We start from the raw sequence: 21,970 nt of genomic DNA on the forward strand, positions 1-21,970 counted from the left end.
GGCGGTCACCGGCCGACGAGCTTGCCGGGGTTCAGGATTCCGGTGGGGTCCACGGCCTGCTTGACCGCGGCGAGCACCGAGGTGCCGATGCCGCCGATCTCGTCCTCCAGCCACGGCAGGTGATCGGTGCCCACCGCGTGGTGGTGGGTGAGCGTGCCGCGCCCCAGCGCGTGGCCCGGCACCCGCTCGGTGATGGCACCGGTGGCGGCCTCCTTCGCGCGCCGCCACTGGTCGATCGGGTCCGCGCCGCGCGCCGCCAGCACCGTGAAGTACAGCGAGGCGCCCGTCTCGTAGGCGTGCGACAGGTGGCACATCACGATCGGCGGCTGCCCGTCCCGGTCCAGCTCGCGCACCAGTGCCGCCCGCACCGCGGACCGCAGCTCGCTCAGCCTCGACCAGCAGGTCGCCGTCTCCAGCGTCTCCACGCACACGCCCACGTCGAGCAGCGCGTCCCGCTGCCGCGGGCCCGCGAACCTGGCCGCGTGCCAGGCTTCCCCGCCGCGCGGCCCCAGCCGCAGCGAGCGGAACCCGTGCAGCGCCCGCAGCGTCGCCCCGCGGCGCTGCTTGAGCTCCGCCGCCGACGCCGCCTCCCAGCCCAGCACCAGCAGGCAAGGCTCGTCGATCCGGCTGCCCAGCAACAAGGTGCGCAGCGCCCGGGACTTCACGCCGCCGGAGAGCTCCAGCTGCACCGCCGTCTCGTCCACATCGGACAGCCGGGTGACGTCGGCGAGGACCCGCTGCTGCGCCAGCGAGCGCACCGCGTCCGCGGCCGCCTGCCAGCCGTCCAGCACCAGCGCCTCGTAGCGCATCTCGGTGGGCTTCGGACGCACCCGCACCGCCACCTCGGTGATCACGCCCAGCGCGCCCTCCCCGCCGATGGCGAGCTGGCGCAGATCCGGGCCCGCGGCCGAAGCGGGCGCGGCGCCGAGCCGCCACTCCCCCACCGGCGTCGCCACCCGCACGCCCTCGACCATGTCCGCGAACCGCCCGTACCCGGCGGAGGCCTGACCGGCGGAGCGGGTCGCCGCGAACCCGCCGATCGTGGCGCGCTCGAAGGACTGCGGGAAGTGGCCCAGGGTGAACCCGTGCGCGGCCAGCAGCGACTCCGCCTCCGGCGCCCGCACCCCGGCCTGCAGCACCGCGATCCGCGACACCGGGTCGACCGACACCAGCCGGTCCAGCCGGGCCAGGTCCAGCGCCACCACGGCCCGCTTCGCCCCGCGCAGCGCGGTCACCCCGCCGACCACCGAGGTCCCGCCGCCGAAGGGCACCACCGCCACGTCGTGGCGCACGCACAGCTCCAGCACCCGCTGCACCTGCTCCGGATCGGCGGGCAGCAGCACCGCGTCCGGCACGGCCAGGTCGACACCGTCGCGGCGGCGCAGCAGATCGCTGTAGGACAGGCCGCCCGCTCGTCCCAGCCGCGCGGTCGCGCCGGTCTGCACCTGGTGCTCGCCGAGCAGCTCCACGAGCTCCGCCCGGGCCTCCGCGGGCAGCGCGCCGTCCGGCACCTCCAGAAGCGAAGGGGGCGCGGCGGGCGTGCTGGCGCCGTCGAGGCCGAGGCGCCCGGACAGCCAGCGCAGCGCATGGGTGGGCAGCGGTGCGGCACCGGCCCCGGAGGGCGTCCAGCCACCGCGCAGGGTGTGGTCGATCAACTCGCTCACCAGTACAGTGTTACACATGGCGTCGCAACGTCACAGCGCCGCGGGCTGGCCGGGCCTTCCCACCCGGACCGCGGCGAACCGGGTCGAGGACACCGCGATCCTGCGCGCCGCGCGGGACAGCGTCCTCGCGCACGGGGTGCGGCGCACCACCCTCACCGACGTCGCCCGCCGCGCCCGGATCAGCCGGATGACGTTGTACCGGCGGTTCCCCGACGCCTCCGCACTGGTCGGGGCCCTGGTGGCCTGCGAGTTCTCCGCCGTGCTGCGTTGCGCCCGGGCGCAGGAGGGCGGCGGGAACGCCCGCGAGCGGCTCGTCGCCGTCGTGCTCGACGTCGTCGCGCGGCTGCAGGGCTCGGCGCTGCTGCGCCGCATCCTCGACACCGATCCCGACCTGCTGCTGCCGTACCTCGTGGACCGGCTCGGCAGCACCCAGCTCACCGCGGAGGCCTTTCTGCTCGGCTACCTCGACGAAGGACGCGCGGACGGTTCGGTGCGCCGCGCCGAACCCGCCGTGCAGGCCAGGGCGCTGCTGCTGCTCCTGCAATCCTTCGTGATCTCCGCCCGGCCGGGCACCACCGGCACCGACCCCGACGCGCTGCACCGCGAACTGGGCGCACTGCTCGACGCGGCGCTGCGGCCCGCACCCCGACCGACCGCACCGGAGGCCCCATGAGCACCACGCCGCTGCCCGCGGGCTCGCTGCGCGCCACCTCGCTGAACGCGGCGCGGCGCGCCACCGAGCTCACCGCGGCCGCCGAGGACGTGCTGGACCTGCTGGTGGTCGGCGGCGGCGTCACCGGCAGCGGCATCGCGCTGGACGCGGCCTCCCGCGGGTTGCGGGTCGCCCTGGTCGAAGCCGACGACCTCGGCCGCGGCGCCACCCGCTGGTGCGGCGAGGCCGTGCACGGCGGACCGCGCGGCCTCGCCCCCGGCGACCTGGCGCTGGCCCGGGAGAACGCGGTGGGGCGCGACGTGCTCATGACGCGCACGGCACCGCACCTGGTGCGCACCCTGCCGCAGCTCATCCCGCTGCACGACGGCACCACCCGCCGCGCCGAGGCCGTGCTGACCGCCGGGATGCACGCGGCCGACGCGCTGCGCCGCACCGCCCGCACCCCGTCCGCGCTGCTGCCCCCACCGCGCCGGGTGCCCGCGGCCGAAGCGGGTGCGCTGGTGCCGGGACTGCGCGGCGACGGGCTCCGCGGTGGGCTGCTGGGCTACGACGGGCAGCTCCTCGACGACGCGCGGCTCGTCGTCGCGCTCGCCCGCACCGCCGCCGGATTCGGCGCCCGCGTGCTCACCCGGGTGCGCGCCACCGCGCTGGACCGGCACGGCGCGGACGCCGTCGACGAGCGCACCGGGCAGCGGCTGCGGCTCTCCGCGCGGGCCGTGGTGAACGCGACCGGGGCGCGCGCCGCGGAACTCGACCCGGAGGTGCGGCTGCGCACCGTCCGCGCCGCGCACCTGGTGGTGGACGCCGACGCCGCCGGGATCACCGCCACCGGGCTCGTGCTGCCCACCGAATCCGGACGCTGCACCGCGCTGCTGCCGCAGGCCGACGGCACCGCGCTGCTCGGGCTGGCCGCCGAACCCGCCACCGGGCCGGTCGCCGCCGAGGTTCCCGAGTCCGATGTGGACGCACTGCTGGACGCGGTCCGCGACGCGCTGGACGTGCCGCTGCGCCGGGAGCACGTGCTCGGTTCGTTCGCCGCGCTGCGCCCGCGGTACGACGACTCGGCGGGCAACCGCCAGGACTCCGCCGACCTGTTCCGCAAGCACGCCATCCGCACCTCGCCGGACGGCGTCGTCACCGTCGTCGGCGGCCGCACCACCGGCTACCGGCGGCAGGCCGCCGAAGCCGTCGACACCGCCGTCCGCGCCGCCGGACTGCCCGCGGGCCCGTCCCGCACCGCCGCGGTGCCGCTGGTCGGCGCCGCCGAACGGGCGCGGCTGAACCAGATCGACGGGCCGCAACGGCTCGTCGCGCGCCACGGCACCGAAGCCGCGCGGGTCGCCGCGCTCGCCGAACTCGACCCCGAGCTCGCCGACCCCGTCGCATCCGGCACCGAGCTCACCGCCGCCGAAGTGCTGTGGGCGGTGCGGCACGAAGGCGCCCTCGACGCCGACGACGTGCTCGACCGCCGCAGCCGCCTCGGCATGCACCCCGCCCTGCGCGCTCGGGCCGCGCCCGCGGTGACCGCGCTGGTCGACAAGGCCCTGCACGGGCTGCTCGGCTGATCCGGCCGGAAAAATCCCACAGCCCGCCCGCTCCCCCACCCCCATCAGGCACGATGATCCGAGTCGGCACCCGACCGGAGGAGGCGTTTGCACGTGGCGGACAGCGGTCTGGAGATCGACCGCATCTCCAAGCGCTACGGCGAGACCACCGCCCTGCGCGACATGGCGTTCACCGTGGGAGCGGGCGAGCTGTTCGGCTTCGTCGGCAGCAACGGCGCGGGCAAGACGACCACCATGCGCATCGCGCTCGGTGTGCTCGCCGCCGACTCCGGTGAGGTCCGCTTCCGCGGCCGACCGCTCGACCTCGACGTGCGCAGGCGCTTCGGCTACATGCCGGAGGAACGCGGGCTCTACCCGAAGATGAAGGTCGCCGAACAGCTCGCCTACCTCGGCGAACTGCACGGGATGAGCCGCCCCGGCGCCCGCGCCGCCGCCGAGCGCTGGACCGACCGGCTCGGCCTGCGGGACCGCCGCGACCAGCAGGTGCAGCGGCTCAGCCTCGGCAACCAGCAGCGCGTGCAGCTGGCCGCGGCCCTGGTGCACGACCCCGAGGTGCTGGTGCTCGACGAACCGTTCTCCGGCCTCGACCCCGTCGCCGTCGAGGTGATGGGCGAAGTGCTGCGCGAAACCCGCGACCGCGGCGTGCCGGTGCTGTTCTCCAGCCACCAGCTCGACCTGGTGCAACGGCTCTGCGACCGGGTCGGCATCGTCCGCGGCGGCAGCATGATCGCCTGCGGCGGGGTGGACGAGCTGCGCGAGCAGGGCCCCGCCCGCCTCGTGGTGCACGCCCCGCGAGCCGCGCCCGGCTGGACCGACGGTCTCCCCGGAGTCCGCGTCCTCCGGCAGCAGGAGGGCCGCAGCACCCTCGAACTCGCCGACGGCACCGACGACCAGGTGGTGCTGCGCGCCGCGCTCGCCACCGGACCGGTGCACGAGTTCCACCGGGTCCGCCCCGACCTCACCGACCTGTTCCGCGCCGTCGTCACCGAGGAAGGTGCCGCGTGAGCCCCGCCCGCACCGTGTGGACCGTCGCCCGCCGCGAGGTCAACACGCGCATCCGCACCAGGTCGTTCCTGCTCAGCACGGTCGCGATCCTGGTGATCCTGGTCGGCTACGCGGGCCTGATGTTCTTCATCGGGCAGCAGAGCGGCAACGCGAAGATCGGGTTCACCGGGCAGGCCACCGCCGTCGCCGCCCCGCTGCGGAGCACCGCGGCCCGGCTCGGCACCACCGTGGACACCACCCGCATCCCCGACCAGGCCACCGGGGAACGGCTCGTCGCCGACGGCGAGCTGGACGGCCTGGTCACCGGTGCTCCGGACGCGTTGAACCTGGTGGTCCGCACCGAGCCGGACGCGGCGGTGCGCACCGCGCTCGACGAGGTGGTGCGCCAGCAGGCCCTCGACGCCCAGCTCGCGATGGCCGGGCTGGAACCCGCCGAGGTGCACGAGGTGCTGGCCGGCGCGCACGTGGACGTGCGGAGCCTGGAACCGGCCGATCCGCAGCGCGGCCAGCGGCTCGGCGTGGCCGTCGGCGCCGGGATGCTGCTGTACTTCTTCCTGATCATGTTCGGGCAGGCCGTGGCGCAAGGCGTCGTGGAGGAGAAGACCAGCCGGGTCGTGGAGATCCTGCTGTCCACCATCCGCCCCACCCAGCTGCTCGCCGGGAAGGTGCTGGGCATCGGCCTCGCCGGGCTGGCGCAGTTCGTGCTGATCGGCGGGATCGGGCTGGCCGCCGCCATCGGGTCCGGGGTGCTCGCGCTGCCGTCCGCGGCGCTGCTCGGGACGTTGCTGTGGACGCTGGTGTGGTTCCTGCTCGGCTTCTTCCTGTACGCCACGGTCCTCGCGGCCGCCGCCTCGCTGGTCTCGCGGCAGGAGGACCTGCAGAGCGTCGTCAGCCCGGTGATCATGGTGCTGGTGGTGCCGTTCCTGGTCGGCGTCACCGTGCTGCCGGACGATCCGAACAGCGGACTGGGCGCGGTGCTGTCCCTGGTGCCCGGGTTCTCGCCGGTGCTGATGCCGATGCGGACCGCGCTGGGCGTCGCCGAACCGTGGGAGTGCGTGGTGTCGGTGGTGCTGGGCGTCGCCGCGCTGCTCGTGCTGCTGCGGCTCGGCGGGCGGATCTACGCGAACGCGGTGCTGCGCACCGGGGCCCGGGTGAAGCTCACCGACGCGCTGCGCCGCACCTGACGCGGGAACGGCCCGCACGGAACCCCGATGGGCCGCGCAACAGCCCTGCTGCGCTGCGGTTCTCCCCTCAGCCGAGCGAGCGCAGCCCGCGCGTCCGCTCGGCCCGCACCGCCAGTTCCGCCGCCTCCGGGTAGTCCACGCCGAGCAGGGTGAGCCCGTGCGCGGGCGCCACCGCGCTGGTGCGCTCCCCGGCTCCGGCGAGCTCCGCGGGCCAGCCGCCGCCGCGCCGCCCGTCCCCGACGAGCAGCAACGCCCCCACCAGGCTGCGCACCATCGAGTGGCAGAACGCGTCCGCGCTCACCCGCGCCACGATCAGGTGCTCGGCGACCCGCTCCCACTCGAAGCGCTGCAGCTCCCGCACCGTCGTCGCGCCCTCCCGCGGCTTGCAGAACGCCGCGAAGTCCCGCAGCCCCAGCAGGTCCAGCGAGGCCGCGTTCAGCGCCGCCACGTCCACCGGGCGGTTCCAGGCCAGGGTGTCCCGCCGCCGCAGCGGGTCCACGCCCCACGACGCGTCCGAGACCTGGTAGCGGTAGTGCCGCCGCAACGCCGAGAACCGGGCGTCGAAACCGGCGGGCGCCACCTGCGCGTCCAGCACCCGCACGTCGCCCGGCAGGATCCGGTTCCACCGGTGCCGCATCCGCTCCAGGTCCGGGATCCCCGCGTCGTCCAACGGGATCCGCACGTTCGCGCCGCTCTCGAACGGCACCACGTCCACGTGCACCACCTGGCCGGTGGCGTGCACCCCGGCGTCGGTGCGCCCGGCCACCACCACCGAGCGCGGTACCTCGCGGCCCGGCGGCTGCTTGGCCAGCGCATCCTCCAGCAGGCCCTGCACGGTGCGCCTGCCGGGTTGCTTGGCCCAGCCGGAGAAGTCGGTGCCCTCGTAGGACACGTCCAGGCGGAGACGAACGAGCCCGCCGTCCCCGTGGGGAGCGGCGGGCTCGTTCGCGGCGTCGTCGACCCGAATCAGGACTCGTCCTTCTTCGCGGTCTCCTCGGCCCCTGCCTCTGCGGCGTCGTCGGCCTTGGCCTCGACGGCGTCGTCGGCCTTGGTCTCCTCGGCCTCGACCGCGGGAGTCTCCTCCGCAGCCGGAGTGGCCTCGGCGTCCTTGGCGAACTTGGTGCCGCGAGCGGCTTCCGCCTCGGAGGTGACGGTCTTCTCCGTCACCAGGGCGATCACGGCCATCTTGGCGCTGTCACCGCGGCGCGGCATCGCCTTGATGATCCGGGTGTAGCCGCCCGGACGCTCCGCGAAGTGCGGACCGATCTCGGCGAAGAGCTTGTGCACGACGTCCTTGTCGCGGATGGTCTTCATGACCTCGCGACGGTTGTGCAGGTCGCCCTTCTTGGCTTTGGTGATCAGGCGCTCGGCGAGCGGACGCAGCCGCTTCGCCTTCGCCTCGGTAGTCGTGATCTTGCCGTGCTCGAACAGCGACGTGGCCAGGTTGGCCAGCATCAGCCGCTCGTGCGCCGGCGACCCGCCGAGACGCGCTCCCTTGGTGGGGGTGGGCATCGCTTGCTCCTCTCAAGGCGCGGATCGGGTGGCCCTCCCGCGCAACACAGCTACAGCTGCTCTGTCTCCGCGTAGTCCTGACCGTCGTCGTAGCCGTTGTCCTCGGCCACCGACAAGGAGCCCAGCGGGGTGTCGTCGTCCGCCGACCAGCCCTCCGAGGCGTACTCGGCGGCAGCGGCCGACGGGTCGAACCCGGGCGGGCTGTCCTTGAGGGACAGGCCCAGGCCCACCAGCTTCAGCTTGACCTCGTCGATGGACTTCGCACCGAAGTTGCGAATGTCCAGCAGGTCGGCCTCGCTGCGCGACACCAGCTCACCGACGGTGTGAATCCCTTCCCGCTTGAGGCAGTTGTAGGAACGCACCGTCAGGTCCAGGTCCTCGATCGGCATCGCGTAGGCCGCGATGGTGTCGGCCTCCGCGGGCGACGGCCCGATCTCGATGCCCTCGGCGTCCACGTTGAGCTCGCGCGCCAACCCGAACAGCTCGACCAGGGTCCGACCGGCCGACGCGACCGCATCGCGCGGCGTGATCGACGGCTTGGTCTCGACGTCCAGGATCAGCTTGTCGAAGTCGGTGCGCTGCTCGACGCGGGTCGCCTCGACCTTGTACGTCACCTTCAGCACCGGCGAGTAGATCGAGTCGACCGGGATGCGGCCGATCTCGGCGCCGGTCTGCTTGTTCTGCACCGCCGGGACGTAGCCGCGACCGCGCTCGACGACGAGCTCGATCTCCAGCTTGCCCTTGCCGTTGAGCGTGGCGATGTGCAGATCCGGGTTGTGCACGGTGACCCCGGCCGGCGGCACGATGTCGGCCGCGGTGACCTCACCGGGGCCCTGCTTGCGCAGGTACATCGTGACCGGCTCGTCCTCCTCGGAGCTCGTGACGAGCTCCTTGAGGTTCAGGATGACGTCGGTGACGTCCTCCTTCACGCCCGGGATGGTGGTGAACTCGTGCAGCACACCGTCGATCCGCAGGCTGGTGACGGCCGCACCGGGAATCGAGGACAGCAGGGTGCGGCGCAGCGAGTTGCCGAGGGTGTAGCCGAAACCGGGCTCCAGCGGCTCGATGACGAACCGGGAGCGGGTCTCGGTCACGGCCTCTTCGGCCAGTGAGGGTCGCTGGGAGATGAGCATGTGAGTTTCCTTTGCCTACGACGCCCGCTATTTGACGTCGGTGGAATGGCTGCCCGCGGCGAACCGCGGGCGGACGGCGGAATCCGGCTCCGCCGCCCGGACGGCCACCGCCGGCGACCTGGTGGGGCCGCCGGCGGGAAGCATCACTTCGAGTAGTACTCGACGATGAGCTGCTCGGTGACCGGGGTGTCGATCTGCGCGCGCTCCGGGAGCTGGTGCACCAGGACGCGGAGGTTCGACGGGACGACCTGCAGCCATGCCGGCACCGGCCGCTCGCCCAAGGTCTCCTTGGCGATGATGAACGGCGTGGTGTTGATCGACTTCGGCTTCACGTCGATGATGTCGAACTTCGAGACCTGGAAGCTCGGAACGTTCACCTTGGTGCCGTTGACCACGAAGTGGCCGTGGCTGACCAGCTGCCGCGCCATCCGCCGGGTGCGGGCCAGGCCCGACCGGTAGATCACGTTGTCCAGGCGGGACTCCAGCAGCTGCAGGAGGTTCTCGCCGGTACGGCCGGTGCGGCGGTTGGCTTCCTCGTAGTACGAGCGGAACTGGCGCTCGAGGATGCCGTAGGTGAAACGAGCCTTCTGCTTCTCCTGGAGCTGCAGCAGGTACTCGGTTTCCTTGATGCGCGCGCGCCCGTGCTGCCCCGGCGGGTACGGACGACGCTCGAACGCCTGGTCCCCACCGATGAGGTCAACCTTCAGACGGCGGGACTTGCGGGTCGCGGGACCGGTGTAACGTGCCATCTTCTTCTACTCCTCTCCCGCGATCAGACCCGGCGCCGCTTGGGCGGCCGGCAGCCGTTGTGCGGCTGCGGGGTCACGTCCTGGATCGTGCCGACCTCGAGGCCGGCGGCCTGCAGCGAGCGGATCGCCGTCTCGCGGCCCGAACCCGGGCCCTTCACGAAGACGTCGACCTTCTTCATGCCGTGCTCGGCGGCCTTGCGGGCAGCGTTCTCAGCGGCCATCTGCGCGGCGTACGGGGTGGACTTGCGAGAGCCCTTGAACCCGACGTGGCCCGCGGAGGCCCAGCTGATCACAGCACCGGTCGGGTCCGTGATGGACACGATGGTGTTGTTGAAGGTGCTCTTGATGTGCGCCTGTCCGTGCGCGACATTCTTCTTTTCCTTGCGCCGCACCTTCTTGACGGCGCCGGTGCGAGACTTGGGTGGCATAGCTGTCGTGGTCTCCTAGCGACGCTTACTTCTTCCCGGCCTTCTTCTTGCCGGCGACCGTCTTCTTCGGCCCCTTGCGGGTACGGGCGTTGGTCTTCGTCCGCTGCCCGTTCAACGGGAGGTGGCGGCGGTGCCGCGTCCCCTCGTAGCAACCGATCTCGATCTTCCGGCGGATGTCGGCCGCGACCTCACGGCGCAGGTCACCCTCGACCCGAAAATTGTTCTCGATGTACTCGCGGAGCTTCGCGAGCTGCTCGTCGTCGAGATCCTTCGCGCGGGCGTCGAACGAGATGTCCGTCGCCTTCAGGATCTCCTGGGAACGGCTGCGGCCGATCCCGAAGATGTAGGTCAGCGCGACCTCCATGCGCTTGTCACGCGGGAGGTCGACACCGGTGATCCGTGCCATTGCGGCAGGTCTCCTTCGTGTCGTTCCAGGTCTGCAACCCCAGCCACCTCCGCACCTCGATCGGTGCGAAGCCCCGGCCTGGAACCGGGGGTGGACCGGCTCACCTCGCGAGCCGGCAGGTCAGGGGAGTTCCCTTGGATTGTCTGTACAGCTACCCGTCTGCGACGGAAGCGATCAGCCCTGGCGCTGCTTGTGGCGCTGGTTGTCGCAAATGACCAGGACCCGCCCGTGACGGCGGATGATCTGGCACTTGTCGCAGATCTTCTTCACACTCGGTTGGACCTTCACGGCCTGTGCTCTCCTGCTCGGACGCGTGCCCGGTCTCCCGGACACCGTGGAGGTCACTTGTAGCGGTAGACGATGCGCCCACGGGAAAGGTCGTAGGGCGAGAGCTCCACGACGACCCGGTCCTCGGGCAGGATGCGGATGTAGTGCTGACGCATCTTGCCACTGATGTGCGCGAGGACCTTGTGCCCGTTCTCCAACTCGACGCGGAACATCGCGTTGGGGAGCGGCTCGATCACGCGACCCTCGACCTCAATGGCCCCGTCTTTTTTGCCCATGTCCTCCGCGTTTCGTGACGGTGACGGTTGGTAAGGCTTGCGCCTTCGGCCACCTGACCAGGAGACTTCCCCCCTAGTGCCGGTGACAGGCGCGCTGCGGCCGGTCCGGACGCCCTGAGCCCTGCGGCGTGAACCGCGGGACACCCCTGGGGCGACTTGGCCAGCGGGTCGGAACCGACCCCCTGCACGTGCTCCCTGCGAGCAGGACGCACGACGAACCGGCGCGATGAGTGCGCCGTTGCTCCACTGTACGCGCACGCGGATCGCGCCTTCACCCGGGGCCCGGGCAACACCCCAGGTCGGCGGGCCCGAGCGGCTCGACGGCCCGACGTCCGGGCCTGCCGCGGCTCCGGACCGCCCACTCGGGCGGTTGCGGTGCCGCTCGCGGGCTGTCTACGTTCGATCTCACCTGGCAGTGCGACGACGACGTCGCCCGGCGCCACGGGCACTCCGGCCACCGGCTCGCCCGAGGCGCCCGGCCGGGACGTCGCGAGGCCGCCCGGTCCGCGCATCGGCGCCCACCGCAATCCCGCTCCGACCACCGAACTCGCTTCGAGGAGAGCAGTGACCGCCCAACAGGACCGCCCCGCAGGCACCCGCCCGTCCGGCCTGCCCGGCAAGCTCGGCGAATACCGCACCTTCCTCGCCGGGGCCGTGCGCCACCCGCACCGGGTCGGCGCGGCCACCCCCACCTCGACGGCGGTCGCCGCGGTCGTCGCCCAGGTGGTCCCCACCACCGGCAGCCCGGTGGTGCTGGAACTCGGCCCCGGCACCGGGTCGCTCAGCGGCGGCATCCGGGACCGGCTGCCCGCCGGGGCGCGGCACGTCGGCATCGAGCTGGTGGACGAGATGGTGCACCACCTCCAGGCGCACGCGCCGTGGATGGAGCTGGTGCACGGCGACGCGGGCGATCTGGTGCCGCTGCTGGCCGAGCGTGGCATCGACCAGGTCGACGCGGTGATCAGCAGCATCCCGTGGTCGCTGCTCCCCGCGTTCGATCAGGACCGGATACTCGGCGAGGTCACCAAGGTCCTCGCCCCGCACGGCGCGTTCACCGCGCTGACCTACCTGCCCGCCGAGCACAACTCCGGCGGCCGACGGTTCCGGCAGCTGCTCGGCGAGACCTTCGACGAGGTGCTCACGCACACCACGTGGCGCAACTTCCCGCCGATCCTGCACTACATCTGCCGCCGACCGCTGCACTGATCGGACGGACCGCCCAGCGATCGCAATTCCCCCGTGCGGCGGCGTCACCGCCCGGCGGCGGCTCCCCGGTCGCTACCGTTCGGCACGGACCGCCCGACCGATCCAGGAGCGCCGAGTGAGCAAGCAAGCCAAGCTGCACGAGTACCGCACCTTCGTCACCCGCGCCGTGCGGCAACCCGGAACGGTGGGCGCCGTGCTGCCCACCTCGGAGCACGTGGCCCGTGCCGTCGCCGAGGTCGTGCCGGTGCACGGCACGCCGACGGTCCTCGAACTGGGCCCCGGCACGGGGGCGCTGAGCGGCGCGCTGCACGAACGGCTGCCCGCGGGCGCCGACCACTTCGCGGTGGAGATCGACTCGGAGATGGTGCGCTACCTCGCCTCGACCAAGCCGTGGCTGGAGGTCATCGAAGGCAACGCCCGCCACCTCGGCGACCTGCTGCGCACCGCGAACCGCAGCCAGGTCGACGCGGTGATCAGCAGCATCCCGTGGACCCTGCTGCCCGCCGACGAGCAGCGCGCACTGCTCGCGGAGGTCTCGAAGGCACTGACCCCGGGCGGCGTGTTCACCACCGTCACCTACGTGACGACGCTGTGGCGGCGGAACACGATCGCCTTCACCGAACTGCTGCGGGAGACCTTCGAGGAGGTGCTGCCGCGCAGCACCGTGTGGCGCAACGTCCCACCCGCCCGCGTCTACGTCTGCCGCCGGCCGCGCTGACGGCTCGCGATGCCGGCCGCGACCCGGTGAGCGCAGCGGAACGCCCCGCCCACCAGGTCGGCGAGCGGGGCGTTCCGCGAACGTTCGTCCGGTCGGAGCCGGATCAGCTCTCCGGGGCGGTGAGCACCCAGGGGCCGTTCTCGGTGATCGCGACGGTGTGCTCCCAGTGGGCCGCGCGGGAACCGTCGACGGTCACCACGGTCCACTCGTCGTCGAGCTCCTCGGTCTCCGCGGATCCCAGCGTCAGCATCGGCTCCACCGCCAGCGCCATGCCGACCCGCAGCTTGGGGCCGCGTCCCGGCTTGCCGAGGTTCGGCAGGAACGGCTCCATGTGCATCTCGGTGCCGATGCCGTGGCCGCCGTACTCGGCGATGATCCCGTACTGGTTGCCGTCGGCCTTGGCCGCGGCCTGCGCGGCGCTCTGCACCGCGTGCGAGATGTCGGTGAGGTGCGCACCGGCCTGGGCGCGCTGCAGCCCGGCCCACATCGCCTTGCGGGTGGCGTCGGACAGCGCCCGGTCCCGGGCTCCGACGGTGCCGATGGACAGCGTGACCGCGGAGTCCCCGTGCCAGCCCTCCAGGATCGCGCCGCAGTCCACCGAGAGCAGGTCGCCGTCGGCGAGCACCTCGGACTTCGACGGGATGCCGTGCACGACCTTCTCGTTCAGCGACGCGCAGATCGACGCCGGGAAGCCGTGGTAGCCCTGGAAGGACGGGACGGCGCCCGCGTCCCGGATCACCTGCTCGGCGAGCTCGTCGAGCTCACCGGTGCTGACGCCCGGTTCCGCCTTCGCCGTCACCGCGGCGAGCGCGTCGGCGACGACCAGCCCAGCGGCCCGCATGGCCTCGATCTCGCCGGTCGATTTGAGCTCGATGCCCTTGCTTCGCCGAAACACCCGTACTCCCCGTCCGTTCCTCGGTGTCGTCCGTCAGGCCTTCTGGCCCAGCGCGTCCAGCGCGCGGTCGGTGATCTCCTCGACCGAGCCGAGCGCGTCGATCTTGACGACCTTGGGGCGGTAGTAGTCCAGCAGCGGCTCGGTCTCCGAGTGGTAGACGGCGAGCCTGCGCCGGATCACGTCTTCGGTGTCGTCCGAGCGGCCGCGGGCGAGCATGCGGCTCACCAGCTCCTCCTCCGGCACGTCGAACTGGAGGACCGCGGAGAGCTCCATGCCGTTCTCGGCCAGGATCTCGCCGAGCACGTCGGCCTGCGGCGTGGTGCGCGGGAACCCGTCGAGCAGGAAGCCGTTCTGCGCATCCGGCTCCGCGAGGCGCTGCCGCACCATCTCGTTGGTGACCTCGTCCGGCACCAGTTCACCGGCGTCCATGTAGGACTTGGCCTTCTGCCCGAGCGGCGTGGAGTTGCCGATGTTCGCCCGGAACAGGTCGCCGGTGGAGATGTGCGGAACGGCGAGCCGTTCGCCCAGCACGGCCGCTTGGGTGCCCTTGCCCGCACCCGGCGGGCCGACGAGAACCAATCGCACCAAGGGTCTGCCTCCGAATCAATCCGGTGGTCTGCCACCACCTTCGTCGAGCGCTCCGCACTCACCCCGTGGAGTGCGGATGCTGATCACCGCGCGCGTTGCCCGATGTTCCGGCGACCCCGCGGTGCGCCTGGAACCAGCCCAGGCGGGCACCGCGTCGGGCGTCGCCACGGACGGACACCCTAGTGCACGCGCTGCGCAGAACGCCGATGAGCTTCCGCGATGCGAAACGTCGTGTCCGGTATCCGTTAGCCGACGAGTTTACCGGAGGAAACCCTCGTAGTTCCGCTGCGTGAGCTGGCTCTCGATCTGCTTCACCGTGTCCAGGCCGACGTTGACCATGATCAACACGGCGGTGCCGCCGAACGGGAAGTTCTGGTTCCCGCCCTGGCCGGTCAGGCCCAGGAAGAAGTTCGGCAGGATCGCGATGATGCCCAGGTACAGCGAACCGGGCAGCGTGATCCGGGAGAGCACGAAGCTCAGGTATTCAGCGGTCGGCCTGCCGGGCCGGATGCCGGGGATGAACCCGCCGAACTTCTTCATCTCGTCCGCCCGCTCTTCCGGGTTGAACGTGATCGAGACGTAGAAGTAGGCGAAGAAGATGATCATCGCCATGTACAGCAGGATGTGCACCCAGCTGGACGGGTCGACGATGTAGGTCTGGATGAACCGCGCCCACCAGGAGTCCTGGTTGCCGGCGAGCTGCCCGAGCAGCTGCGGCAGGTACAGCAGCGAGGAACCGAAGATCACCGGGATGACACCGGCCTGGTTCACCTTCAGCGGCAGGTAGGTCGAGGTGCCGCCGTACATCCGGCGCCCGATCATGCGCTTCGCGTACTGCACCGGGATGCGGCGCTGCGCCTGCTCGATGAAGACCACCGTCGCGATGATCGCGACCGCGAACACCAGGATCACCGCGAACACCAGGCCGCCGTGCGTCTGCAGGATCTGGCCGCCCTCGGCGGGGATCCGAGCCGCGATCGAGGTGAAGATGAGCAGCGACATGCCGTTGCCGATACCGCGCTCGGTGATCAGCTCGCCCATCCACATCAGCAGCGAGGCGCCCGCCGTCATCACGACCACGATCGTGATGAGGTTCAGCACCGAGCTGTCCGGGATGACGTCCGCGCTGCAGTTCGGGAACAGCTGGCCGCGCTCGGCGAGCGCGACGATGCCCGTCGCCTGCAGGACCGCGAGCGCGATCGCCAGGTACCGGGTGTACTGCGTCAGCTTCGCCTGGCCGGACTGGCCTTCCTTCTTCAGCTGCTCGAAGCGTGGAATGACCACCTGGAGCAGCTGCACGATGATGCTCGCGGTGATGTAGGGCATGATGCCCAGCGACAACACCGACAACTGCAACAACGCGCCACCGCTGAACAGGTTCAACAGCGAGAAGACGCTCTGACTGCCCTGCAACTCCTGGTAGCACTGCTGGACGTTCGGGTACGAGACCCCCGGAGAGGGAATCGTGGCGCCGAGCCGGTACAGCACGACCATGCCCAGAGTGAACAGGATCTTGCGGCGCAGGTCCGGCGTCGCCAGAGCCGAGCGGAAGGCGCCGAGCACGCGAACCTCCTGGTGCGCAAGCCGGGGGTACCGGCCGAACGATGGCCGGCTTCCCAATTCCTCGTACACGGGGCCGGCACGGCTGGAAAATCCACAGCACCGTGCTCGGCACGGTGCTGCCTGGGCGACTCTAGCAGGTCGCCGAACGCGTCCCGCCGGTCGGCGGTGATCCGCCGCACCTCGAATCGTTCCCGTTCGGCGAACACGGCTGGGAACGACCCGATCCACGCGCGGTGACCACCCGCGCCGGAGCGCCCGCACAACACCGGAAATCCCCGCACAGCGCGAATTCGAACGCGCACAGCGAGTCGCGCCGGCTTCTCGTCGGCGGCGAAGCCGATGAGCAGCCGACCACCCGCGGGTTCTCAGCGGGATTCTCGCGAGGACGGCGTTTTCGCCTGTGCGGAGCCACCGGTGAAAACGGTCCCGCAGCGAGAATCCCGCTGCGGTTCCGCCACCTCATCCGCTCGCAATCCGAGCGGACACGATCACCCGCAATTCGCGGCGTGTTCTTCCTCCGTCATGGGGGTGGTGTCCTGGACGACGGTGCTCTGCTGGTCCTCGGCGGGACCGGTGACCTCCATCGGCACGTACCAGATGTAGTGGTCGTAGAACTTGTCCTCGAAGTGCAGCTCGTAAGTGCCGTGCACCTTCTGCATCTTCGGTCCGTAGTAGACGCGCCCGGCGTCGCCCGGGTTCACGTCGATGTTCGTCGTCTGGCTCTCGGTGTGGGATTCCTTCCACTCGTGGCCGTAGCTGGCCTTGAAGGTCACCTTGAACACCTCGCCGAACGAGGTCGACATGGACAGCCCGAGGCTGTTGCTCTCCGAGGTGGTGTCGGACCAGCTGACGCCCATCCGCTGCGGCAGCTCGGTGCAGTTGAACGTGGGGCTGCCGACCTGCTCGGAGGTGTTCTGGAAGTACTCGGGTTCGCCTTCGGGGTGGAACACGCAGCTGTCGGTGCCGTTGTCGCACTTCTCCAGCAGCTCGCGGGCGGTGGGCTCGTCCGCGGCGGAGGCGGGCGGGGCGATCAGGAGTCCGGCGGCGGCGGTCGCGGCCGCGGCGGTGGCGATGCGTCGGATCATCGGGAGGCCTCTTCTCGGTAGGGGCGCGAGCTCGGCGCGGGCCGGGATTTCGCTGCGGGCGCCGGGCGCGCCACGGGCGCTGACCGCGTCACCGGCACTGGGCGCATCACGGGCACCGGGCGCATCGCGGGCACTGCGCACGTCACGGGCACTGGGCACGTCACGGGCACTGGGCGCATCGCGGGCAGTGGGCACGTCACGGGCACTGCGCACGTCACGGGCACTGGGAGATCTCCTCCTCCGTCATGTCCCGCACGTGCTGGCTGACCGCGCTCGTCGGGTCCGGGGCCGGACCGGTGACCTCCATCGGCACGTACCAGATGTAGTGGTCGTGGAACTTGTCGCCGAAGTGCAGCTCGTAGGTGCCCCGCACCTTCTGCATCTGCGCGGCGCGCTCCACGGAACCCACCTGGTTCGGTTCGGTGTCCACGTAGGTCGTCTGGGATTCGGTGTGCGACTCCTCCCAGGTGTGCTCGTAGCTCTGCTCGTAGGCGACGGCGAAGACCTTCCCGAACCCGGCTTCGGTGGTCATGGACAGGCCGACGCTGTTGCTCTGCGAGGTGGTGTCCGACCACTCCACGGAGAACCGCTGCAGACCGTCGGTGCAGTTGTAGACCGGGTCGCCGACGACGTGCCGGTCCTCGGTGTAGTACTCCGGCTGCCCTTCCGGGTGGAACACGCAGCTGTCGGTGCCGTTGTCGCACTGCTCCATGAGCTCGCGGGTGGTCGGTTCGTCGGCGGCCGAGGCCGCGGGGGCGAAGGCCAGCGAGGCCAGCGAGAACGCGGAGACGAGCACCGCGCTGGTCCGGCGTGGGGACATGGCTTCTCCTCGTTGAGAGCGGGGCCCGCGGCGAAACTCGGTGCGGGGCGGCCGGATCGCGCCGCGGGGAGATCCGGCCGCCCGCTCGCTCAGCTCAGCCCGACCGACTGGGTGCGGTCGTTCATCAGGTCGCCGACGTAGGCGGTGTTCTCCTTGAACGGCCCGTCGCGGTCGCCGCCGAGGTCCGGCTCCGGGTACAGCCAGATCCAGCAGTTCCCCCACGGCTGCACCGAGGTGACCCGGTCCTTCCAGTCGTCAGGCAGGTCGATCTGGTAGTCGACCCAGCCGTCCTTCTCGCACAGCCCGGTGCCGTAGATGGTGAAGCTGTCGCCGCCGTAGTTCTCCTCGTCGAACAGCGTGCCCTGGACGACCTCGCCGTCCCGGGTGTCCGCGGCGGCCGCGCGGGCCCTGCCGGTGGCCTCGGCGAGGGTGCCGAAGCAGTGCTGCCGCCCGGTGTCGGCGTGGAAGGCGCAGTGCCGCGCGGGGGCGACGTCCGCGGTCCCGGCCGCGGTGGCGACTCCGGGGACGGTGGCCGCCAGCAGCGACATCGCCACCAGCGGGAGTCCGGCGCGCAGGGTTCGATGCCGCATGGTCCGCTCCTCAGGTCTTCGTTGATCGGAGGTGTGCTTCGGGGCACTTGTCCGATCAAGGTAGAGCGGCCCGCGATTGGTCTGCACCAGCAAATGGGAGGCACGCATTCGGCGGAACGGCGGCGCGCACTCACACTTTTCGCGGCGGCCGTTCGGCGCATCGCAATTGCTCCGGCAACGCTGCGTGCCCGCCCGATCACCGACCTCCGCGAGGCGTCACCGCAGCGCAGCAAGGCCCCCCGGCATCCGGACGGCGGTACGGGAGCCCGCGGCGCGGTCCGGCGGCGACCGCGGAGCGCGACGGCCGCGGACCGCTGCCGTTCACCGCGGCGGCACGGCTCGTTCACCGCGGGAGCGCGGTCCCCGCCGGGCACGATGCCTCTCGGCCGGACCGCGTGGCGTCACCGCAGGTCAGCGAATTGCGCCCGCTGGGCGGAGCAGCTGAGAACCAGGAAATCACCAGAACCTCGGTGTTCCGCCCCGGACATGCGAAAGGGCCGGCCGACCCGAAGGTCGACCGGCCCTCACGACCGGATCACCGCGTCGTTCAGCTGTCCAGCTTGGTCGCCGAACCGCCCGCGGCAGTGATCTTCTCCTGCGCGCTGCCGGTGAAGGCGTGCGCGGTGACGTCCAGCTTGACGCCCTCCAGCTCGCCGCCACCGAGGACCTTCACCAGTTCGCCCTTGTTGGCGAGACCGGCGGAGATCAGCTCGTCGAGACCGACGGTGCCGCCGTTCGGGAACGCAGCGGCCAGCCGGCCGAGGTTCACGCCCTGGTACTCCACGCGGTTGCGGTTCTTGAAGCCGCGAAGCTTCGGGAGCCGCATGTGGATCGGCATCTGCCCGCCCTCGAAGCGCGGGGAGACGGTCTTGCGAGCCTTGGTGCCCTTGGTACCGCGGCCCGCGGTCTTGCCCTTGGAACCCTCACCACGGCCGACCCGGATCTTGTCCCGGTTCGAACCCGGCGCGGGCCGCAGGTCATGGATCTTGATGACCATGATCAGTCGACCTCCTCAACCGTCACCAGGTGGTGCACGGCCTTGATCAGGCCACGCGTGTTCGCGTCGTCCGGGCGAACAACCGACTGGCGGATCTTGCGCAGCCCGAGGGTGCGCATGCTGTCCCGCTGGTTGCTCTTGGTGCCCACCAGACCACGCGTCTGAGTGATCTTCAGCTGTGCCACGTCACGCCCCCTGACCGGCACGGGCACGCAGCATGAACGCGGGAGCCACGTCTTCCAGCGGCAGACCGCGGCGGGCCGCGACCTCCTCCGGACGCTGCAGGCTCTTCAGCGCCGCCACGGTGGCGTGCACGATGTTGATCGGGTTGTCGCTGCCCAGCGACTTGCTCAGCACGTCGTGCACGCCGGCGCCTTCCAGCACCGCGCGCACCGGACCACCGGCGATGACACCGGTACCGGCGCTGGCCGGACGCAGCATGACGACGCCTGCGGCGTCCTCGCCCTGCACCGGGTGCGTGATCGTGCCGCCGAGGCGGGGGACGCGGAAGAAGTTCTTCTTCGCCTCCTCCACGCCCTTGGCGATCGCCGCGGGCACTTCCTTGGCCTTGCCGTAGCCGACACCGACCATGCCGTCGGTGTCACCGACGACCACGAGCGCGGTGAAGCTGAACCGCCGGCCGCCCTTGACGACCTTCGCGACGCGGTTGATCGTCACGACACGCTCGAACTGCATGCTCTTCTCTTGGGCCGCCCCGCCACGGCCACCGTCGCGGCGGTCCCGGCGGTCTTTGCCGCCGGACTCCGAACCGCCGTCACGCCGAGTGCGTCCAGGCATCAGGCGTCCCTCTCGATCGTTGTCATCTCAGTCGTACGCATGTCAGAACTCCAGGCCGCCCTCGCGAGCGGCATCGGCCAGCGCCGCGACGCGGCCGTGGTAGGCGTTGCCACCTCGGTCGAACACGACCTTCTCGACCCCGGCGTCCTTGGCGCGAGCCGCAACGAGCTCGCCCACCTTGGTCGCCTTGGCCTTCTTGTCGCCCTCGAGGGTGCGCAGGTCGGCTTCCATGCTGGAGGCCGACGCCAGCGTGTGACCCGCGACGTCGTCGATGACCTGCGCGACGATGTGCCGCGTGGACCGGGTCACGACCAGGCGCGGACGCGCAGGCGTGCCGCTGATCTTCTTGCGAAGCCGGAAGTGGCGGTTGGCGCGGGCGATCCGACGCACGGTCGAGATGTCCTTGCCCACGGGCTTGCGCTTCGTAGCAGTGGTTGTCTCGCTCATGGTCACTTACCCGTCTTCCCGACCTTGCGGCGGATGGTCTCGCCGGCGTACCGGACGCCCTTGCCCTTGTACGGGTCGGGGCGGCGCAGCTTGCGGATCCTGGCGGCGACCTCGCCGACCAGCTGCTTGTCGATGCCCTTGACCGACAGCTTGGTCGCGCCGTCAACGGCGAACTCGATGCCCTGCGGCGGCTCGATCACGATGGGGTGGCTGTAGCCCAGGGAGAACTCGAGGTTCGATCCCTTGAGCAGCACGCGGTAGCCCACGCCGTGGATCTCGAGGTTCTTCTGGTAGCCCTGGCTGACGCCGAGCACCATGTTGTTGACCAGGCTGCGCGACAGACCGTGCAGCGAGCGGCTCTCCCGCTCATCGTCCGGCCGCTTGACCAGGACCGACCCGTCGTCATCCTTCTCGACGATGATCGGCTCGGCGATGTTCTGCTCCAGGGTGCCCTTGGGCCCCTTGACCGTCACCGCCTGCCCGTCGATGGTGACCTCGACACCGGAGGGCACGGTGATCGGAAGCTTCCCGATGCGCGACATGCTCCTCCTCCCTTACCACACGTAGGCGAGGACTTCCCCGCCCACGCCTTGCTTGATGGCCTGCCGGTCGGTCACCAGACCACCCGACGTGGAAATGATCGCGATGCCCAGACCGCCGAGAACCTTCGGCAGGTTGGTGGACTTCGCGTAGACCCGCAGGCCGGGCTTCGAGACCCGTCGCAGGCCGGCGATGCTGCGCTCCCGGTTCGGGCCGTACTTGAGCTCGACGACCAGGTTCTGGCCCTTCTCGCCCTGCTCGGCGCGGGAACCCATCACGTAACCCTCGCGCTTGAGGATCTCGGCGATGTTCGCCTTGAGCTTCGAATGCGGCATCACGACCTCGTCGTGATAAGCCGAGCTTCCATTCCGCAGACGCGTCAGCATGTCTGCGATGGGATCGGTCATCGTCATGGTGACCTGGTCCACCTTTCTCACCCGGTTCCGACGGACCCGGACGCGCCCCGCGGTGCGGGAGGTCTGGATCCTGGCCTAGGCGAAGTCGGATCACACCTGCTCGATCGGCAGGTTCATGTCAGCGGCACGCACGCGCGCCAGCCCGCCGAAGCGGGCAAAAGACCTGGTGGTGCCCGCCGAGCGTACCCGTCACCGGGTGGCGCTCGACGGGCGGGCACTCACCAGGAAGACTTGCTCACGCCCGGCAGCTCGCCGGCGTGCGCCATCTCGCGGAAGCACACGCGGCACAGGCCGAACTTGCGGAAGACCGACCGCGGACGCCCGCAGCGCTGGCAGCGGGTGTAACCGCGCACCTTGAACTTGGGCTTGCGAGCGGCCTTGTTGATCAGCGCCTTCTTGGCCATCGGCTCAGTTCTCCTTGTTTC

At 71.1% G+C, this 21,970-nt stretch carries 28 protein-coding genes; 6 read left to right on the forward strand and 22 right to left on the reverse strand.

Translation table 11 applies throughout. The features are described from left to right. Positions 1-5: 5 nt before the first annotated feature. On the reverse strand, positions 6-1,664 hold the full coding sequence (locus tag AC29IT_RS04500; RefSeq protein ID WP_488217963.1) for an FAD-binding oxidoreductase: 1,659 nt from the start codon (positions 1,662-1,664) through the stop codon (positions 6-8). 16 nt (positions 1,665-1,680) lie between these two features. Here AC29IT_RS04500 and AC29IT_RS04505 point away from each other — a divergent pair, with 16 nt between their 5' ends. From AC29IT_RS04505 to AC29IT_RS04520, 4 genes are all read left to right on the forward strand, one after another. Continuing rightward, on the forward strand, positions 1,681-2,337 hold the full coding sequence (locus tag AC29IT_RS04505) for a TetR/AcrR family transcriptional regulator (protein WP_488217964.1): 657 nt from the start codon (positions 1,681-1,683) through the stop codon (positions 2,335-2,337). Further along, a complete protein-coding gene (locus tag AC29IT_RS04510) occupies positions 2,334-3,902 on the forward strand; it encodes a glycerol-3-phosphate dehydrogenase/oxidase (RefSeq protein WP_488217965.1) in 1,569 nt (522 codons plus the stop codon). The genes AC29IT_RS04505 and AC29IT_RS04510 overlap by 4 nt, the downstream gene beginning before the upstream one ends. Positions 3,903-3,995: 93 nt before the next feature. Further along, positions 3,996-4,907: an ABC transporter ATP-binding protein gene (locus AC29IT_RS04515; protein ID WP_488217966.1), complete on the forward strand. Its 912-nt coding sequence runs from the start codon at positions 3,996-3,998 to the stop codon at positions 4,905-4,907. Continuing rightward, positions 4,904-6,091: an ABC transporter permease gene (locus AC29IT_RS04520; RefSeq protein ID WP_488217967.1), complete on the forward strand. Its 1,188-nt coding sequence runs from the start codon at positions 4,904-4,906 to the stop codon at positions 6,089-6,091. Before AC29IT_RS04515 ends, AC29IT_RS04520 begins: the two co-directional genes overlap by 4 nt. Positions 6,092-6,158: 67 nt before the next feature. Here AC29IT_RS04520 and AC29IT_RS04525 read toward each other — a convergent pair whose 3' ends face one another. The 8 genes from AC29IT_RS04525 to infA form a co-directional block, all read right to left on the reverse strand. Beyond that, positions 6,159-6,989, reverse strand: a complete 831-nt coding sequence (locus tag AC29IT_RS04525) for a tRNA pseudouridine synthase A (protein WP_488218243.1) — start codon at positions 6,987-6,989, stop codon at positions 6,159-6,161. A 68-nt stretch (positions 6,990-7,057) separates the two neighbouring features. Continuing rightward, positions 7,058-7,603 (reverse strand): 50S ribosomal protein L17, encoded by a 546-nt coding sequence (gene rplQ / locus AC29IT_RS04530; RefSeq protein ID WP_358432625.1) that lies wholly within the window; start codon positions 7,601-7,603, stop codon positions 7,058-7,060. A gap of 50 nt (positions 7,604-7,653) precedes the next feature. Further along, complete coding sequence (locus AC29IT_RS04535) at positions 7,654-8,736, reverse strand: DNA-directed RNA polymerase subunit alpha (RefSeq protein ID WP_224956624.1); 1,083 nt, start codon at positions 8,734-8,736, stop codon at positions 7,654-7,656. A 143-nt stretch (positions 8,737-8,879) separates the two neighbouring features. Continuing rightward, positions 8,880-9,485 (reverse strand): 30S ribosomal protein S4, encoded by a 606-nt coding sequence (gene rpsD, locus AC29IT_RS04540; RefSeq protein ID WP_224956626.1) that lies wholly within the window; start codon positions 9,483-9,485, stop codon positions 8,880-8,882. Between the two features lie 23 nt (positions 9,486-9,508). Further along, on the reverse strand, positions 9,509-9,913 hold the full coding sequence (rpsK, locus tag AC29IT_RS04545) for a 30S ribosomal protein S11 (protein ID WP_224956627.1): 405 nt from the start codon (positions 9,911-9,913) through the stop codon (positions 9,509-9,511). Positions 9,914-9,938: 25 nt separating this feature from the next. Beyond that, positions 9,939-10,319 carry a 30S ribosomal protein S13 gene (rpsM, locus tag AC29IT_RS04550; RefSeq protein WP_358432622.1) on the reverse strand — a complete coding sequence of 127 codons (381 nt, stop codon included), beginning with the start codon at positions 10,317-10,319 and terminating at the stop codon, positions 9,939-9,941. Between the two features lie 174 nt (positions 10,320-10,493). Next, complete coding sequence (gene rpmJ, locus AC29IT_RS04555) at positions 10,494-10,607, reverse strand: 50S ribosomal protein L36 (RefSeq protein ID WP_184476415.1); 114 nt, start codon at positions 10,605-10,607, stop codon at positions 10,494-10,496. 53 nt (positions 10,608-10,660) lie between these two features. Then, on the reverse strand, positions 10,661-10,882 hold the full coding sequence (gene infA / locus AC29IT_RS04560; protein WP_009948665.1) for a translation initiation factor IF-1: 222 nt from the start codon (positions 10,880-10,882) through the stop codon (positions 10,661-10,663). 564 nt (positions 10,883-11,446) lie between these two features. Between infA and AC29IT_RS04565 the strand changes: the two genes are divergently transcribed. Together AC29IT_RS04565 and AC29IT_RS04570 are read left to right on the forward strand one after the other, a co-directional pair. Further along, the gene (locus tag AC29IT_RS04565; protein WP_488217968.1) at positions 11,447-12,088 is read left to right on the forward strand and encodes a class I SAM-dependent methyltransferase; all 642 of its coding nucleotides are present in this window, start codon (positions 11,447-11,449) and stop codon (positions 12,086-12,088) included. 115 nt (positions 12,089-12,203) lie between these two features. Beyond that, positions 12,204-12,806: a class I SAM-dependent methyltransferase gene (locus AC29IT_RS04570; protein WP_358432617.1), complete on the forward strand. Its 603-nt coding sequence runs from the start codon at positions 12,204-12,206 to the stop codon at positions 12,804-12,806. 103 nt (positions 12,807-12,909) lie between these two features. Here AC29IT_RS04570 and map read toward each other — a convergent pair whose 3' ends face one another. The 13 genes from map to AC29IT_RS04635 form a co-directional block, all read right to left on the reverse strand. Then, complete coding sequence (map, locus tag AC29IT_RS04575; protein WP_488217969.1) at positions 12,910-13,701, reverse strand: type I methionyl aminopeptidase; 792 nt, start codon at positions 13,699-13,701, stop codon at positions 12,910-12,912. Between the two features lie 33 nt (positions 13,702-13,734). Next, entirely contained in the window at positions 13,735-14,289 is a 555-nt protein-coding gene (locus AC29IT_RS04580) for an adenylate kinase (RefSeq protein WP_358432613.1), read from the reverse strand. A 258-nt stretch (positions 14,290-14,547) separates the two neighbouring features. Continuing rightward, on the reverse strand, positions 14,548-15,852 hold the full coding sequence (secY, locus tag AC29IT_RS04585) for a preprotein translocase subunit SecY (protein ID WP_358432611.1): 1,305 nt from the start codon (positions 15,850-15,852) through the stop codon (positions 14,548-14,550). A gap of 488 nt (positions 15,853-16,340) precedes the next feature. Continuing rightward, on the reverse strand, positions 16,341-16,937 hold the full coding sequence (locus AC29IT_RS04590; protein WP_488217970.1) for a hypothetical protein: 597 nt from the start codon (positions 16,935-16,937) through the stop codon (positions 16,341-16,343). Between the two features lie 214 nt (positions 16,938-17,151). After that, a complete protein-coding gene (locus tag AC29IT_RS04595; protein ID WP_488217971.1) occupies positions 17,152-17,757 on the reverse strand; it encodes a hypothetical protein in 606 nt (201 codons plus the stop codon). A gap of 89 nt (positions 17,758-17,846) precedes the next feature. Continuing rightward, the gene (locus AC29IT_RS04600; RefSeq protein WP_488217972.1) at positions 17,847-18,347 is read right to left on the reverse strand and encodes a hypothetical protein; all 501 of its coding nucleotides are present in this window, start codon (positions 18,345-18,347) and stop codon (positions 17,847-17,849) included. Positions 18,348-18,894: 547 nt separating this feature from the next. Next, the gene (gene rplO / locus AC29IT_RS04605) at positions 18,895-19,344 is read right to left on the reverse strand and encodes a 50S ribosomal protein L15 (RefSeq protein ID WP_358432603.1); all 450 of its coding nucleotides are present in this window, start codon (positions 19,342-19,344) and stop codon (positions 18,895-18,897) included. 2 nt (positions 19,345-19,346) lie between these two features. Then, entirely contained in the window at positions 19,347-19,529 is a 183-nt protein-coding gene (gene rpmD / locus AC29IT_RS04610) for a 50S ribosomal protein L30 (protein ID WP_224956643.1), read from the reverse strand. Between the two features lies 1 nt (position 19,530). Next, positions 19,531-20,142 carry a 30S ribosomal protein S5 gene (gene rpsE / locus AC29IT_RS04615; protein ID WP_184476393.1) on the reverse strand — a complete coding sequence of 204 codons (612 nt, stop codon included), beginning with the start codon at positions 20,140-20,142 and terminating at the stop codon, positions 19,531-19,533. A gap of 42 nt (positions 20,143-20,184) precedes the next feature. Next, entirely contained in the window at positions 20,185-20,589 is a 405-nt protein-coding gene (rplR, locus tag AC29IT_RS04620) for a 50S ribosomal protein L18 (protein WP_255614166.1), read from the reverse strand. Between the two features lie 2 nt (positions 20,590-20,591). Further along, positions 20,592-21,131, reverse strand: a complete 540-nt coding sequence (gene rplF / locus AC29IT_RS04625) for a 50S ribosomal protein L6 (RefSeq protein WP_224956647.1) — start codon at positions 21,129-21,131, stop codon at positions 20,592-20,594. A gap of 12 nt (positions 21,132-21,143) precedes the next feature. After that, positions 21,144-21,542, reverse strand: a complete 399-nt coding sequence (gene rpsH / locus AC29IT_RS04630; protein ID WP_358432727.1) for a 30S ribosomal protein S8 — start codon at positions 21,540-21,542, stop codon at positions 21,144-21,146. 221 nt (positions 21,543-21,763) lie between these two features. Continuing rightward, the gene (locus AC29IT_RS04635) at positions 21,764-21,949 is read right to left on the reverse strand and encodes a type Z 30S ribosomal protein S14 (RefSeq protein WP_184476381.1); all 186 of its coding nucleotides are present in this window, start codon (positions 21,947-21,949) and stop codon (positions 21,764-21,766) included. Positions 21,950-21,970: the final 21 nt, after the last annotated feature.

This window comes from Saccharopolyspora sp. MMCC62 (assembly GCF_057736575.1).